The organism is Cellulomonas uda, assembly GCF_006538705.1.
GTDB classification, from domain to species: Bacteria; Actinomycetota; Actinomycetes; order Actinomycetales; family Cellulomonadaceae; genus Cellulomonas; species Cellulomonas uda.
This window is the reverse complement of the sequence record NZ_BJLP01000004.1, coordinates 37819-52218: the sequence shown is the minus strand read 5'-3', so window position 1 is coordinate 52218 and position 14400 is coordinate 37819. Positions and strand designations below refer to the sequence as shown.

The following is a 14400-nucleotide window of genomic DNA, read 5'->3' as shown; positions in this document are numbered from 1 at the left end:
GGTCCAGGGTCGCGGCGCGCTCACGACGCGGCGCCCTTGAGGGCGTCGACGTCCGCCTGCACGCTCGCGATGGCGGCCTGCGGGCTGGGCGGGGAGCCCTTCTTGACGGCCTTGAGCCCGACGAGCGCGAGCACCACCACCACGACGAGCAGCAGGAGCGTCACGACGAGCGCGGCGACCCACAGGGGCATCCAGAGGTCCAGCACGATCACGAGCGTCATCAGGACCGCCGCGAGCAGGTAGAGCGCGAGCACGCCGGCGGCCGCGAGAAGCCCCGCACCCGCGCCCAGCAGCTTCGCGCGCTCGGCGATCTCGGTCTTGGCCAGCTGGATCTCGGCGCGCACCAGCCGCGAGGTCTGCTCGCTCAGGTCGCTCACGAGCTGACCGAGCGAACGCTGCCCCGGGGGATCCGCGTGCGTCGTCATGGTGTGCCTCTCCTCGTCGTGCGCGCCCGTCCCGCACGCGGTGCGTTCGGGGCCTTGTCGTCAGGCTCTCCAGTCTGGTGGCGGCCTCGTCGTGCCGCGAGGCGAGACGACCCACCGTGCCGCAACGACCCGCCGTGCCGCGACGAGCCGCCGTGCCGACGTGTCAGTCGGCCCAGGGGTGGACCTGCTCGCCCGCGGGGTGCGTGGGCTCGCGGATCTGGGTGAGGTCGACCATGGGGGTCCGCGGCAGGTGGCTGCGGCCCCAGGCGGCGAAGCCGGCGGCCAGGAGCACGAGCGCGAGGCCGACGAGCAGCGCCGAGAGCCACGGCTCGACGACGTGCGCCAGTCCGATGACGGCGGCCGTGACGAACAGCGCGAGCCCGAGGAACGTGAGAACCGCGGCCGCCGCGAATGCGATCGCGGACGGGCGGACCTCGACGGCCCGCGTGCGGACGCTCGCGCTGACGGCGTCGATCTCGGCCTGGATCGACGCGCGCACGCGGTCCTCGGCCTGGCCGATCTTCTCGCGGGCGCGCTCGGCGATCGGCTCGGTGAGCCGGTCGAGCAGTCGGCGGCGTTCGGGGCCTGTCTCGCTGGTCACGGGCTCCTCCTCGCGGGGCACGGTGTGCCGCCAGCCTAGTCAGGAGGAGGGCCCGTGGGCCCGGATCACGCGCGCGTCGTCGCAGGTCGCGTCGGGGGTGGCCGCGCGGCTGCGGAGACGACGAAGCCCGCCAGGCTGCTCCCTGGCGGGCTTCGTGCGGTGGCTCCGACCGGCGTCGATCCGGTGACCTTTCGATTTTCAGTCGAACGCTCTACCAACTGAGCTACAGAGCCGTGAGGGCGTGCCCTCGAACGACGATGCCGGCCACGAGTGACCGGCTTGTGTCGAGCGACCCCGACGGGACTTGAACCCGCGACCTCCGCCGTGACAGGGCGGCGCGCTAACCAACTGCGCTACGGGGCCTCGTGGTGAGACCTGTACTGCGTTTCACCTGCACTTGCTCGTACCCCCAACGGGATTCGAACCCGTGCTACCGCCGTGAAAGGGCGGGGTCCTAGGCCGCTAGACGATGAGGGCGTCGCCCCTGACGTCGAGGCGTCGGTTGACCGTGGATGAGCATACGGGGTCCCGGGCCGGATCCCCAAACCGGTTCGTGGGCGGGCTTGGTCACACCGGTCAGGGGGCAGGATGGGGTCGTGGTCGAGATGTCGCGCGAGGAGTTCGAGGACGCCGTCCGGGACGCGCTCGACGAGATCCCGCCGGAGCTCGCCGAGGTGATGGACAACGTCGTCGTGCTCGTCGAGGACGACCCGCCGCCCGGGGACGAGGACCTGCTGGGCCTGTACGAGGGCGTGCCGCTCACCGAGCGCACGCACCAGTGGGCCGCCGGGTCCCTGCCGGACCGCATCACGGTCTTCCGCAACCCGACGCTCGAGATCTGCGAGACGCGCGAGGACGTCGTGGAGGAGGTCGCCATCACGGTGGTGCACGAGGTCGCGCACCACTTCGGCATCGACGACGACCGGCTGCACGAGCTCGGCTGGGCGTAGGTGCCCCGGCGCACCGGTCGGCCGTAGGGTCGGCGCATGAGGTCGGTGCAGGTCGGGGTGGTGATCCTGCCGCAGGAGCGGTGGGCCACGCAGCGCGAGAAGTGGCGCCGCGCGCAGGAGATGGGGTTCGCGCACGCGTGGACCTACGACCACCTGGCGTGGCGCAGCCTGGCCGACGAGCCGTGGTTCGCCACCGTGCCGCTGCTCGCGGCCGCGGCCGAGGCGACCGACCGGATCGGGCTCGGCACGTTCGTCGCGTCCCCGAACTTCCGGCACCCGGTGCCGTTCGCCAAGGACGTGATGGGTCTCGACGACGTCTCGGGCGGGCGGTTCCTGCTCGGGGTCGGCGCCGGCGGCGAGGGGTTCGACGCGTCGGTGACGGGTCCGGCGCCGAGCCGCGGCGAGCGCACGCGCCGGTTCGAGGAGTTCGTCGGGCTGCTGGACACGCTGCTCACGCAGCCCGTCACCGAGCACGCGGGGGAGTTCTACACGGCGCACGACGCCCGCATGGTGCCCGGGACCCTCGCGCGGCCGCGCACGCCGTTCGTCGTCGCGGCCGCCGGCCCGCGCACCATGACGCTCGCGGCGCGGTACGGGCAAGGGTGGGTCACCTACGGTGCGGCGTACGCCACCGAGGACGTCGAGGACCAGCCCGCGCGGGCGCAGGAGCGCTGGTGGGCGGCGCTCGAGCAGCAGGTCGCGCAGTTCGACGAGATCGAGCGCGCGCACCGGCCCGGCGACGTGCCGCTGCGGCGGTACCTGAGCCTCGACGGCGCCCCCGTCTACTCGTTGACGTCCGCACAGCTCGCGGCCGAGGGGGTCGAGCGCGCGGCGGCACTCGGCTTCACGGACGTCGTGGTGCACTGGCCGCGCGCGCACGGCATCTACGCCGGGTCGGAGCGCGCGCTCGAGGAGCTCGCGACGACGCTGCGCTGACGCGTCAGTGCGCGGTGCGGGCCTCCCAGGCGCTGCGCACCATGTCGTCGATCGTGTGCGTCATGCGCCAGCCGAGGTCGCGCGCTGCGAGCTCGCCCGACGCGACGATGCGTGCCGGGTCGCCCGCGCGCCGCTCGGTCACCTCGGGCGTGAAGTCGATGCCGGTGGCCGCGGCGACGGCGGTCATGATCTGGCGCACCGACAGCCCGTCGCCCGAGCCCAGGTTGTAGACGCGCTCGAGCGTGCCGCCCTCGGCGAGCGTGCGCGCGGCCGCGACGTGCGCGTCCGCGAGGTCCGCGACGTGGATGTAGTCGCGCACGCACGTGCCGTCGGGGGTGGGGTAGTCGTCGCCGCGGATCTGGGGCGTGCGGCCGGCGAGCAGGGCCTCGAACACCAGCGGGAACAGGTTGTGCGGGCTCGTGTCGTAGACGTCCGGGGTCCCGGAGCCGACGACGTTGAAGTACCGCAGGCTCGTGTGCTTGAGGCCGGTGGCACGGCCCTGGTCGCGCAGGAGCCATTCGCCCACGAGCTTGGACTCGCCGTAGGGCGACTCGGGCGTCGTCGGCGTGTCCTCGGTGACGAGCTCGACGTCGGGCGTGCCGAACACCGCGGCCGACGAGGAGTACACGATCGCGTCGACCCCCTGCTCGGCCATGACCTCGAGGAGCGTGAGCGTGCCCGCGACGTTCTGCCGGTAGGTGTGCAGGGGGCGGTCCACCGAGACGCCCGCGTACTTGAAGCCCGCGAGGTGCACGACGCCCTCGACGCCGTGCCGCGCGAGCGTGTCGGCGACGACGTCCGCGTCGTCGACCGAGCCGCGCACGAAGGGGACGCCCGCCGGGACGAACTCCTCGTGGCCGCTGGACAGGTCGTCCAGCACGACGGGCTCGAGCCCGACCTTCGTGAAGGCGCGCACCACGTGCGCACCGATGTACCCCGCCCCGCCGGTCACCAACCACGTCATGGGTCCGAGGGTAGCCGTCCGGGACGAGAGAAGCGACACAAGGTCGATCAGAAACGAACATCATCCGACAGGATCGCGCGGTCGGCTCGCGCAGGATGCCACGGATGGGTGAACCTGCGGTGTTCGGATCTGATCGAACGCGCCCCGGCGAGAACGCCGAGAAGCGGCGCGTGTGACGAACCGGACGGCAGGAGGGCGCGCTGCGTGGACCGCCGGTGGCGCGGATGTCGGTGGCGGTCGCGATGATCGGGGCATGCCCCGCGAGCGTCCGGCCGTCGTCGGTGTCGTCGACACCGCGCAACGACGCGCGCGCCTCGCGCGTCGGCACGGGCTCGTCGAGCCGCTGCCCGACCTGCACGCCGCGGTCCGGGCGCTCGTCGTGCTGCACGGCACCGACGCGTCCGGCCCGTACCTGGCCGCGTGGGCCCGGGTGCCGGGGTTCGCGACGAGCGACCTCGACGACGCCCTGTACCGCGACCGCACGGTCGTCCGGCAGCTCGCCATGCGCCGCACGCTGTGGGTGGCCGGCACCGACCTGCTGCCCGCGCTCGTCGCGTCGCCGGGGGCGCGGGTCGCCGGCGCCGAGCGGCGCCGGCTGCTCAAGGAGCTCGCGCAGGACGGCCGCTACCCCGACCCGCAGGGGACGCTGACGCGCGCCGAGGCCGGCGTGCTCGCGGCGCTCGCGGACGGCCGCTCGCGGACCGCGGCGGAGCTGCGCGACGAGGTCCCCGAGGCCGGTGGTGTGTTCCGGGCCGCCGGCGGCACCCGGTGGGCGCAGGAGCTGGCGGTCATGCCGCGGCTGCTGACGATCCTCGGCGCGAGCGGGCTCGTCGTCCGCGCCGAGAACCGCGGCGGGTGGACCGTGTCCCGGCCCTCGTGGGCGCTCGCGGAGCGATGGCTGGGCGGCCCGCTCGTGCTGCCCGACGCCGCCGCCGCGCACACCGCGGTCGTGGCGCGCTGGCTGCGGGCGTTCGGGCCCGGGACCGAGCGGGACCTGCAGTGGTGGCTCGGCTCGACCCTGACCGCGGTGCGCCGCTCGCTCGCGGACGTGGGCGCGGTCCCGGTCGGGCTCGAGGGGAGCGAGGACGTGGGGTGGCTGCTGCCGGACGACCTCGAGCCGGTCGAGCCCGCCGGGCCGTGGGCCGCGCTCCTGCCGGCGCTGGACCCGACCACGATGGGCTGGGCCGCACGCGACTGGTACCTGGGACCGCACGCGAGGCAGGTGGTCGACGCGGTCGGCAACGCCGGGCCGACCGTGTGGGTCGACGGGTGCGTCGTCGGGGCGTGGTCCGCGAGCAGCGGGACGGTCGAGGTGGCGCTGCTCGAGGACGTGCCCACACCCGCCCGCGCCGCGATCGCCGACGAGGTCGAGCGCCTCACCGCGTGGCTCGCGGGCGGCACCGTGTCGCCCACCTTCCCGTCGCCGCTGTTCGGCGGCCGGCGCCACGCGCCCGAGCCGGCGGCGGCCGCCTCGTCGGCCGTGCCCGCCGCACCGCGGGGCTGAGGTCGGCCCGGTGGTGGAGCAGCTGTCCCGGCGCGACGCGCGGCGGATCGCCGTGCGGGCGCAGGCGCTCACCGCGCGGCGGCCCGACGGCGTGCTGGACACCGTCCGGCGGCTGGACGCCCTGCAGCACGACCCCATCGCGGCCGTCGCGGCGAGCGTCGACCTCGTCCTGTTCAGCCGGCTCGGCTCGTCGTACGACCCCGACGAGCTGGCGGACCTGGTGGCGCAGCAGCGCGTCGTCGAGCTCGACGGCATGCTGCGCGACGCGCGCGACGTGCGGCTGTTCACCGCCGACATGGCGGCCTGGCCCGGCCCGGACGCACCCGCGTGGCGGCTCGGCAACGCGCAGTGGCTCGACGACAACCGCGGCGCGCGCGGCGACGTGCTCGACGCGCTGCGCATGGACGGCCCGCTCACCGCGGGCGAGCTGCCCGACACGTGCGTGCGGCCGTGGCGCTCGTCGGGCTGGAACGACCACCGCGACGTGACCATGCTGCTCGGCCTGCTCGTGCAGACCGGGGACGTCGCGGTCGCCGGGCGGCGCGGGCGCGAGAAGCTGTGGGACCTCGCCGATCGGGTCTACCCGCCCCACGAGCCGGTGCCCGCGGCGCAGGCGCGGCGGGTGCGGGACGAGCGGCGGCTCGCGTCGCTCGGGCTCGTGCGCGACCGTGCGCTCGAGGGGTACCCGGACGAGCTCGTCGGCGAGGTGGTCCAGGTCGAGGGCGTGCGCGGTCGCTGGCGCGTCGACCCCGCGCTGCTCGACGCGGTCGGCGCACCGTTCGAGCCGCGCACGGCGTTGCTCTCGCCGTTCGACCGGCTGGTGACCGACCGCCGGCGCCTCGCGGAGGTGTTCGAGTTCGAGTACGCCCTCGAGATGTACAAACCGGCGAGGCAGCGGCGCTGGGGCTACTACGCGCTGCCCGTGCTGCACGGCGACCGGCTCGTCGGGAAGCTCGACGCGACCGCCGACCCGCGGCGCGGGCGGCTCGTCGTGCACGCCCTGCACGAGGACCCGGTGGACGGGGAACCGTGGGACAGCGAGGTGCGCGGCGCGGTGCACGCGCAGCTCAGGGACCTCGGGGAGTGGTTGGGGCTGCGGATCGAGCGGTGACGGGTCATGGTGGTCGTCACACGGTCGGGTGACGACAAACCCTCCAGATCGTGCGCGCGTGTGCCGAACAACGACGTGAACCCACTCGCGAGGAGACCCTCCCATGCGCTTCCGGACGCGTACGTCGAGCCTCGGTGCGCTCGGCACCGCCGCGGTCGTCGCGGCCGCCGTGATCGGTGCCGCACCCGCGACCGCCTCGACCATCGACCCGCCCCCGCCGTCGCTCACGCGCGCGGCGGAACGTGCGGCGGCCACGAGCGACGCCGCGAGCGAGAAGCGCCTCGACGCGGCCGCGGCCGTGCCGGACGACCTCACGACGCGGCGCACCGCGAGCGGACGCGTGCTCGCACTCCCGCTCGTCGACGAGTCGTACGCGCTGACCTCCGCGTGGGGTGCTCGGTGCATCCCCGTCAAGGGTGCGTCCACGTTCCACTACGGGCTGGACATGGGCACGGGCGACAAGAAGCCGATCTACGCGGTCGCGAGCGGCGTCGTCACCCACGTCGTGCCGCCGACGAACGGTGCCGCGGGCTACCTGACGGTGAAGTCCGAGATCGAGGGCGTGCCGACGTGGATCGCGTACGTGCACCCGTGGGACCCCGGCAAGTACGTCAAGGTCGGTACCAAGGTGAAGGTCGGCAACCGCATCGCCGAGGTCGGCGCGTCCGGCCCCGCGACCGGGCCGCACCTGCACCTCGAGGTGTGGCAGAACGCGTTCTACGGCTCGGGCACGTCGGTGGACCCGAAGACGTGGCTGTCCGGCTTCAAGCTGCCGGTGGTGGACCGCGCGACCGCGGACAACACGCAGCCGGCGCCGACGCGCTGCTACTACTACCCGACGACGAGGCTCAACCTGCGCGCCGGTCCGTCGGTCGGCAACACGCTCCTCGCGACGCTCAAGCCGAACACGCGCATGCTCAACACGCCGGGCATCAAGCGCAACGGCTTCATCCCGGTGACGGTCGCGCTCGACGGTGCGCGCGTGCGCGGCTGGGTGCACACCGACTACATCTCGCAGGTGAAGACCTACCACCTCACGGTCGACGCGACCGTGCGCGCCGCCGCGAACGCGCAGGCCAAGGCGCTGTTCCTGGGCAAGAAGGGCACGCCGGTGAGCATCAAGGAGGCCTCCGGCGGGTGGCGCAAGGTGATCATCAAGGGCACCACGGGCTGGGTGCCGCGCACGTCGGTCGGCGCCGGGCTCGGGTGACGCCCGTGCCGCAGGCCGCGCCGCGCGGCCGGCCCGGTCACCCGGGCGCTCACCGTGCGTACTGGCCGTACCCCGTCAGGTACGCGCTGGTGGCGGCCTTCGCGGTGCAGCCGGTGACCGACCCGGTGTAGCCGATGCGGCCCGTGGTGGCGTTGCGCTGCTTGACCAGCGACTCGCCCGGGGCCTCGTGGTAGGACTTCGCGTAGCCCGCGAACAGGTTGCGCTTGACCGAGACGAGGTCGTGGCGCTCGAGCTCCCACGTCTTGACCGCGGCGTCGTACGACGTGCGGGTCGCGGGCTGGTTGGCGATGAGGTTGCGCCACAGCGAGACGTCCTGCGCGGCGACCCCGACCGTCACGCCGGCCGCGCCGCCGAGCATCGTGTTGTACCGGATCGTCACGTGGCGCGGGCTGTCCTGCCAGGTGTCCCACGTCGACGCCGAGGCCTTGATCTGCGCGCCGTTCGGGGCGGCCGCGAGCAGGTTGCGCTCGATCATGCCGCCGCTCGAGTAGATGCCGGCCATCAGGTAGATGTTGTGGTCCATGCCGTGCGCGTGCGTCCCGTTGTTCGTGCGGATGCAGTTGTAGGCGATGGTGTAGTCGTTCGGTCCGGCGGCGCGCTGCGTCGAGGGTGACGCGCCCCGCGCGCCGGGCGTCACCATGAGGTTGGCCGTCTCGCGCGAGCCGCTGACCTCGTTGTTCGTGAACACCCAGCCCGTCCCGCCCTGGATGTGCACGACCGCCTGGCCGCGGCCCTGGATGGTGCGGTTGTACGTGAAGTGGATCCCGCGGACCGTCCAGTGGCTCGCGTTCTTGAGCTGGAGCGTGCCGTTCAGCTCGACGCGCTCGCCCGGCTGGCTCTGCAGCTCGATGGGCTTGGTCGCGGTGCCCACGGCGGCGCCGTAGCCCGCCGCCTCGCGGTACGTCCCGCCGCGCACGACGATGACGTCGCCCGGGCGGCCCGCGCGGATCGCCGCGGTGATCGTGCGCAGCGGGCGAGACCTCGTCGCGGCCGGGCACGTCGCCTGGTCGCGGGAGTTCTTGCGCAGGCACACGTGCCGGTCGACCGTCTTGGTGCCCCACGACGTGGCGTACGTGTACGTGTCGGAACCGTTGGTGGCGACGTACATCGTGCGGGCGCCGGAGGTGGCCTTCGTGACGACCTTCGAGCGCACGCCGTAGTACGGGTCGGACGTCGCCGCGGTCGCGGTCGTCGCGGGGAGCGCGACGAGCGTCCCGACGAGCGCGGCGACGAGCGTCCCTGCCGTGAGCAGGCGGCGGCCGGTGGTGCTCGGCCGGGTGCGCGGCGGGCGGCGCATCTCGGTGGTGGCGGGCATCGCGTCTCCTCGTCGTCCCGGTCCGGCGCGCTCGTCGGACCGGTGCGTGCCGCTCGGCGAGGCTAACCCCGGGCCGGGAACGTTCGAAGGGCTGCGCGGACAGGACGTCCGCGACGTGCCGGACGAACCGGGGCGAGCCGGGACGGACCGACCGCAGCGACCGAGGGTGAGGTTGCGCCCGGCACCCCGGGGCGTCCACCAGGCGGACGCCCCGGGTCGTCCCGGCGGACGGCTCAGGTCACGCGGTGCGGGTGCGTGCGCCCCGAGGCGCGGGACGCGGTGCGCCGGGAGAGGGCGGGGTCCGTCACCGCGCGTGCGGCTTGGTGGCGCGGACGACCGCGCTGTGCATGCCGTCGGCGACGGCGTGGGTGAAGCGGACCTCGGCGTCGTGGAAGCCCGCGGCCGCGAGCCCCTCGAGGTACTCGGCGCGCGAGAGCGCACCGGCGATGCAGCCGACGTACGAGCCCCGCTCGGCCCGGTCGTCGGGCGACAGGTGGTCCTCGGCGACGACGTCGGAGATGCCCAGCCGGCCGCCGGGTGCGAGCACGCGGAACGCCTCGGCGAGCACCGCGGGCTTGTCCGGGGACAGGTTGACCACGCAGTTGGAGATGACCACGTCGACGCTGGCGTCGTCGAGCGGCAGGTCCTCGATGACGCCCTTGCGGAACTCGACGTTCGTCGCACCCGCCTTGGCCGCGTTGGCGCGGGCCAGGTCGAGCATCTCGTCGGTCATGTCGACGCCGTAGGCGAAGCCCGTGGGGCCGACGCGGCGGGCCGAGAGCAGCACGTCGATGCCGCCGCCCGAGCCCAGGTCGAGCACGCGCTCGCCCTCGCGCAGCTCGGCGACGAGCAGCGGGTTGCCGCAGCCGAGCGAGGCGGCCAGCGCCTCGGCGGGGATGCTCGCGGCGTCGTCCGCGCCGTAGAGGCCGGCCCCGAACCGCTCGTCGACGAGCGCGTCCGTGCCGCACCCGCCGCCGCAGCAGCCGGCGTCTGCGGTCGCGGACGGGGCGCTCTGGACGGCGGCCTGTGCGTAGCGGGCCCGGACCTGCTCGCGGATGTCCTGCATGATGACTCCTCCAGACATTGATGGATGTCGATGGCAGGAGCGTCGCGCAGATATCGACCAGTGTCAATATCGACCGTTGTCGATGCGTGAGGCATGATGGGGGCGTGCCTCTCGAGCTGCTCCCCGTGACCGCCGCACCGTCGGCCGCGTGCTGCACGCCGGCGCGCGGACCGGTCCTCAGCGCCCAGGACGCGGAGGGCGTCGCGCGCACCCTCAAGGCGCTCGCGGACCCCGCCCGCCTCCGGCTGCTGTCGATCCTCGCGGCGCACGACGAGGGCGGGGCGTGCGTGTGCGACCTGACCGAGCCCGTCGGGCTCACGCAGCCGACGGTCTCCCACCACCTCAAGGTGCTCACCGAGGCGGGCCTCGTGACGCGGGAGAAGCGCGGGGTGTGGGCGTACTACGCGCTCGTGCCGGGCGCGGTCGACGCGATCGCCTCGCACCTGGCGACCCACCTGACCCCCCGCCCCCCGGCCTGACGACACCGTCCGCCGACACCGCCCCCCACCGCACACCGCGCACCGCCCCCGCACCAACCCACCGAGCGCGCACGCTCCGGCGCGAGTGCGGACGCCGTTCGTGCGCGGTCGCGTGCCACCGTGCGCGCTCGGCGGGGTAGCGCTTGCCCGATGGGAACGGGTCCGGGCGGTCCGAACCGTTTCATCGGTGAAGACGAGGCTTCCCTGAGGGGCGAGCGCACGCGATGTTAAGGCTCACATCGCGCGGAGACCGGGTCTGCGCGACACCGCGACCGGGCCGCATCCGGGGCGCGGTCGACCTCGCACCTGACTCGAAGGAGAGCAGCATGAGATCACGCGTCCAGGGGCCGGCCCACCGGGCCAGGCGGTCCGAGCGGGGGCGCCGGCGTCTGCGTTGGGTGTCGACGGTCGTCGCCGGCGTCACCGCCGCGTCGGCGGGCGTCCTCGCGCTCGTCGTCGCACCCGCCGCCACGGCCGCGACGGTGGACACCAACGCGTCCTACGTCCTGGTCAACCGCGGCAGCGGCAAGGCCCTCGACGTCTACAACCTGTCGATGGCCGACGGCGCCCGCATCGCGCAGTGGACGCGCAACGACGGCGCGCAGCAGCAGTGGCAGTTCGTCGACTCCGGCAACGGCTACTACCGGCTGAAGTCGAAGCTGTCGGGCAAGGTGCTCGACGTCTACAACTGGTCGACGGCCGACGGCGGCGCGATCGTCCAGTACGCCGACTACAACCAGACCAACCAGCAGTTCCGTCTGCAGGACACGTCGAACGGCTACGTCTCGCTGATCAGCCGGCACTCCGGCAAGGCCGTCGAGGTGCAGGGCGCCTCCACCGCCGACGGCGCGAACGTCGTCCAGTACGCGAACTGGGGCGGGAACAACCAGCAGTGGCAGCTGGTGCGCGTGGGCTCGTCGCCGACGACGAACCCGACCACGAACCCCACGACGAACCCGACCCAGAACCCGGGCACGTGCGACCTGCCGTCGTCGTACCGCTGGTCGTCCACGGGTGCGCTGGCGCAGCCGCGTTCGGGGTGGGCGTCGCTGAAGGACTTCACGGTCGCGCCGTACAACGGCCAGCAGCTCGTCTACGCCACGACGCACGACTTCGGCAGCTCGTGGGGCTCGATGAACTTCGGGCTGTTCTCGAGCTACTCGCAGATGGGCTCCGTGAGCCAGAACCAGATGCCGTTCTCGGCGGTCGCCCCCTCGCTGTTCTACTTCGCGCCCAAGAACATCTGGGTGCTCGCGTACCAGTGGGGCGGCCCGGCGTTCTCGTACCGCACGTCGACCAACCCGGCCAACGTGAACAGCTGGTCGTCCGCCCAGACGCTGTTCTCGGGCAGCATCTCCGGCTCGGGCACCGGCCCGATCGACCAGGCCGTGATCGGCGACAGCCAGAACATGTACCTGTTCTTCGCCGGTGACAACGGCAAGATCTACCGCGCCTCGATGCCGATCGGGAACTTCCCCGGGTCGTTCGGCTCGTCGTCGACCGTCGTCATGAGCGACACGACGAACAACCTGTTCGAGGCCGTGCAGGTCTACAAGCTCCAGGGCCAGAACAAGTGGCTCATGATCGTCGAGGCCATCGGCTCGCAGGGCCGGTACTTCCGGTCCTTCACGACGACGAACCTGGGCGGCTCCTGGACGCCGCAGGCGACCAGCGAGTCCAACCCGTTCGCGGGCAAGGCGAACAGCGGTGCCACGTGGACGAACGACATCAGCCACGGTGAGCTGCTGCGCACCAGTGCGGACCAGACCAACACGGTCGACCCGTGCAACCTGCAGCTGCTCTACCAGGGCCGCAGCCCGAGCTCCGGCGGCGACTACGGCCAGCTGCCGTACCGCCCGGGTCTGCTGACCCTCCAGCGGTAGTCCCTCCAGGCGGGCCTGGCTGGACCCGCCCTGAGGCGCCCGCCTCGCACCACCGCTCCCGGCTCTGCCGGGCCGGCGCGAGGCGGGCGCCTCGGCGTCCCTGCCGCACGCCCGGTGCGCGCCGACGCTCGGGTCGGTCTCGGGCGGCGAATCGATTCGGCGGCGCCCACCTCCTTCGGGAGGCGCTCCTCGGCGGTGCAATGTGAAGGCTCACATCCGTGGTTCGACCGGTGGTGGGACGGCACCGTGGCCGTCTCCCGAGCACCGGGACGGCCCGTGTCCATCAGACCGAGGAGCGTCCAATGACCACCCGTACCAGGTCCACCCGGGCGGCAGCCGCGCTGCTGTCCGCCGCCACGCTCGTGATCGGCGGCCTCACCGTCGCGGCGAGCTCCGCGACCGCGGCCGAGGGTTGCCGCGTCGACTACACCGTCCAGAACCAGTGGCCCGGCGGGTTCCAGGGTGACGTCAAGGTCACCAACCTCGGCTCGGCGATCTCGTCGTGGAAGGTCACGTGGACGTGGCCGTCCTCGGACCAGAAGATCCAGCAGGCCTGGAACGCCGACGTCACCTCGTCGGGCTCGCAGGTGTCCGCCTCCAGCGTCAGCTGGAACGGCGCGCTCGGCACCGGCGCCAGCGCCTCGTTCGGCTTCCTCGGCAGCGCCGGCTCGTCGAACCCTGCGCCGACGGGCTTCGCCGTCAACGGCGTCGCGTGCACCGGCACCGTCCCGACGCAGACCCCGACGCAGACCCCGACGCAGACCCCCACGCCGACCCCCACGCCGACCCCGACACCCACCCCGACGCAGACCCCGCCCCCCACCACGTGCCAGCTGCCGTCGTCGTACCGCTGGTCGTCCACGGGGGCGTTGGCGCAGCCGCGTTCGGGGTGGGCGTCGCTGAAGGACTTCACGGTCGCGCGGTACAACGGCCAGCAGCTCGTCTACGCCACGACGCACGACTTCGGCAGCTCGTGGGGCTCGATGAACTTCGGGCTGTTCACCGAGTACTCGCAGATGGCCTCGGCCAGCCAGAACCCGATGCCGTTCAGCGCGGTCGCGCCGTCGCTGTTCTACTTCGCGCCCAAGAACACCTGGGTCCTGGCCTACCAGTGGGGCGGTCCCGCGTTCTCCTACCGGACGTCGTCGAACCCGGCGAACGTCAACAGCTGGTCGTCGGCGCAGACGCTGTTCTCCGGCAGCATCTCCAACTCCGGGACCGGCCCGATCGACCACGCGCTGATCGGCGACGACCGCAACATGTACCTGTTCTTCGCCGGCGACAACGGCCGGATCTACCGGGCGTCGATGCCGATCGGGAACTTCCCCGGCAGCTTCGGGTCGAACTACACGACGATCATGACCGACTCGACGAACAACCTGTTCGAGGCCGTCCAGGTCTACAAGCTCCAGGGCCAGCAGCGGTACCTCATGATCGTCGAGGCCATCGGCAGCCAGGGGCGCTACTTCCGGTCCTTCACGGCGACCGACCTGGGCGGGTCCTGGACCCCGCAGGCGGCGTCCGAGTCGAACCCGTTCGCGGGCAAGGCGAACAGCGGTGCCACGTGGACGAACGACATCAGCCACGGTGAGCTGCTGCGCACCAGCGCCGACCAGACCATGACGGTCGACCCCTGCAACCTGCGCCTGCTCTACCAGGGCCGCAGCCCGAGCTCGGGCGGCGACTACGGCCTGCTGCCGTACCGCCCGGGCCTGCTCACGCTCCAGCGCTGACCACCTGGCGCTGAACCGGACGCCCTCGCGGCGCCCCACCCGGACCGCCCCGTGCCGCCCGCCCAGGCTCCCTGCCCTGGTCGACGCGGTACGGGGCGGTCCGCTCGTCGCTGGACGGACTGTACGGACGGACGGTCAGGCGGTCGCCGGGACGAAGACGACCCCCTCACCCCGTCCGCCGAGTGCGGACGCTGCGACCCGA

At 73.1% G+C, this 14400-nt stretch carries 13 protein-coding genes and 3 tRNA genes; 8 read left to right on the top strand and 8 right to left on the bottom strand.

Annotation, left to right across the window (positions count from 1 at the left end; translation table 11 throughout):
• Positions 1-20 precede the first annotated feature (20 nt).
• The 5 genes from CUD01_RS02135 to CUD01_RS02115 form a co-directional block, all read right to left on the bottom strand.
• Entirely contained in the window at positions 21-425 is a 405-nt protein-coding gene (locus CUD01_RS02135) for a phage holin family protein (RefSeq protein ID WP_141318337.1), read from the bottom strand.
• 163 nt (positions 426-588) lie between these two features.
• Positions 589-1026 (bottom strand): phage holin family protein, encoded by a 438-nt coding sequence (locus tag CUD01_RS02130; RefSeq protein ID WP_094180928.1) that lies wholly within the window; start codon positions 1024-1026, stop codon positions 589-591.
• Between the two features lie 160 nt (positions 1027-1186).
• Positions 1187-1259 (bottom strand) — tRNA-Phe (locus CUD01_RS02125).
• Positions 1260-1315: 56 nt separating this feature from the next.
• Positions 1316-1389, bottom strand: a tRNA-Asp gene (locus CUD01_RS02120).
• Positions 1390-1430: 41 nt separating this feature from the next.
• Positions 1431-1503 (bottom strand) — tRNA-Glu (locus CUD01_RS02115).
• A 128-nt stretch (positions 1504-1631) separates the two neighbouring features.
• Here CUD01_RS02115 and CUD01_RS02110 point away from each other — a divergent pair.
• Positions 1632-1976, top strand: coding sequence for a metallopeptidase family protein (locus CUD01_RS02110; protein ID WP_166772193.1), 345 nt, complete (start codon positions 1632-1634; stop codon positions 1974-1976).
• A gap of 36 nt (positions 1977-2012) precedes the next feature.
• Positions 2013-2912 carry an LLM class flavin-dependent oxidoreductase gene (locus CUD01_RS02105; RefSeq protein ID WP_141318335.1) on the top strand — a complete coding sequence of 300 codons (900 nt, stop codon included), beginning with the start codon at positions 2013-2015 and terminating at the stop codon, positions 2910-2912.
• Positions 2913-2916: 4 nt separating this feature from the next.
• Here the strand turns inward: CUD01_RS02105 and galE are convergent, their stop codons facing one another.
• Positions 2917-3876 carry a UDP-glucose 4-epimerase GalE gene (galE, locus tag CUD01_RS02100; protein WP_141318333.1) on the bottom strand — a complete coding sequence of 320 codons (960 nt, stop codon included), beginning with the start codon at positions 3874-3876 and terminating at the stop codon, positions 2917-2919.
• Positions 3877-4129: 253 nt separating this feature from the next.
• On the opposite strand from galE, the gene CUD01_RS02095 reads away from it, so the two are divergent.
• The 3 genes from CUD01_RS02095 to CUD01_RS02085 all read left to right on the top strand — a co-directional run bounded on the left by CUD01_RS02095 (position 4130) and on the right by CUD01_RS02085 (position 7701).
• The gene (locus tag CUD01_RS02095; protein WP_141318331.1) at positions 4130-5380 is read left to right on the top strand and encodes a winged helix DNA-binding domain-containing protein; all 1251 of its coding nucleotides are present in this window, start codon (positions 4130-4132) and stop codon (positions 5378-5380) included.
• 10 nt (positions 5381-5390) lie between these two features.
• Positions 5391-6491: a DNA glycosylase AlkZ-like family protein gene (locus CUD01_RS02090; protein ID WP_218023828.1), complete on the top strand. Its 1101-nt coding sequence runs from the start codon at positions 5391-5393 to the stop codon at positions 6489-6491.
• A 103-nt stretch (positions 6492-6594) separates the two neighbouring features.
• The gene (locus CUD01_RS02085) at positions 6595-7701 is read left to right on the top strand and encodes a M23 family metallopeptidase (protein ID WP_141318329.1); all 1107 of its coding nucleotides are present in this window, start codon (positions 6595-6597) and stop codon (positions 7699-7701) included.
• Between the two features lie 49 nt (positions 7702-7750).
• Here the strand turns inward: CUD01_RS02085 and CUD01_RS16715 are convergent, their stop codons facing one another.
• Complete coding sequence (locus CUD01_RS16715) at positions 7751-9037, bottom strand: right-handed parallel beta-helix repeat-containing protein (protein WP_141318327.1); 1287 nt, start codon at positions 9035-9037, stop codon at positions 7751-7753.
• A gap of 304 nt (positions 9038-9341) precedes the next feature.
• The gene (gene arsM, locus CUD01_RS02075; RefSeq protein WP_094180921.1) at positions 9342-10103 is read right to left on the bottom strand and encodes an arsenite methyltransferase; all 762 of its coding nucleotides are present in this window, start codon (positions 10101-10103) and stop codon (positions 9342-9344) included.
• 104 nt (positions 10104-10207) lie between these two features.
• On the opposite strand from arsM, the gene CUD01_RS02070 reads away from it, so the two are divergent.
• The 3 genes from CUD01_RS02070 to CUD01_RS02060 all read left to right on the top strand — a co-directional run bounded on the left by CUD01_RS02070 (position 10208) and on the right by CUD01_RS02060 (position 14198).
• A complete protein-coding gene (locus CUD01_RS02070) occupies positions 10208-10582 on the top strand; it encodes an ArsR/SmtB family transcription factor (protein WP_232514445.1) in 375 nt (124 codons plus the stop codon).
• 326 nt (positions 10583-10908) lie between these two features.
• Complete coding sequence (locus CUD01_RS02065; RefSeq protein WP_141318323.1) at positions 10909-12465, top strand: non-reducing end alpha-L-arabinofuranosidase family hydrolase; 1557 nt, start codon at positions 10909-10911, stop codon at positions 12463-12465.
• 302 nt (positions 12466-12767) lie between these two features.
• Complete coding sequence (locus CUD01_RS02060) at positions 12768-14198, top strand: non-reducing end alpha-L-arabinofuranosidase family hydrolase (protein WP_141318321.1); 1431 nt, start codon at positions 12768-12770, stop codon at positions 14196-14198.
• The last annotated feature ends 202 nt before the right edge of the window (positions 14199-14400 follow it).

What these genes read in the sequence shown, in the direction of transcription:
- CUD01_RS02060 (WP_141318321.1), top strand. Translation starts at nt 12,768, where the DNA reads ATGACCACCCGTACCAGGTCCACCCGGGCGGCAGCCGCGCTGCTGTCC.
- CUD01_RS02110 (WP_166772193.1), top strand. Translation starts at nt 1,632, where the DNA reads ATGTCGCGCGAGGAGTTCGAGGACGCCGTCCGGGACGCGCTCGACGAG.
- arsM (WP_094180921.1), bottom strand. Translation starts at nt 10,103, where the DNA reads ATGCAGGACATCCGCGAGCAGGTCCGGGCCCGCTACGCACAGGCCGCC.
- CUD01_RS02095 (WP_141318331.1), top strand. Translation starts at nt 4,130, where the DNA reads ATGCCCCGCGAGCGTCCGGCCGTCGTCGGTGTCGTCGACACCGCGCAA.
- galE (WP_141318333.1), bottom strand. Translation starts at nt 3,876, where the DNA reads ATGACGTGGTTGGTGACCGGCGGGGCGGGGTACATCGGTGCGCACGTG.
- CUD01_RS02135 (WP_141318337.1), bottom strand. Translation starts at nt 425, where the DNA reads ATGACGACGCACGCGGATCCCCCGGGGCAGCGTTCGCTCGGTCAGCTC.
- CUD01_RS16715 (WP_141318327.1), bottom strand. Translation starts at nt 9,037, where the DNA reads ATGCCCGCCACCACCGAGATGCGCCGCCCGCCGCGCACCCGGCCGAGC.
- CUD01_RS02065 (WP_141318323.1), top strand. Translation starts at nt 10,909, where the DNA reads ATGAGATCACGCGTCCAGGGGCCGGCCCACCGGGCCAGGCGGTCCGAG.
- CUD01_RS02105 (WP_141318335.1), top strand. Translation starts at nt 2,013, where the DNA reads ATGAGGTCGGTGCAGGTCGGGGTGGTGATCCTGCCGCAGGAGCGGTGG.
- CUD01_RS02085 (WP_141318329.1), top strand. Translation starts at nt 6,595, where the DNA reads ATGCGCTTCCGGACGCGTACGTCGAGCCTCGGTGCGCTCGGCACCGCC.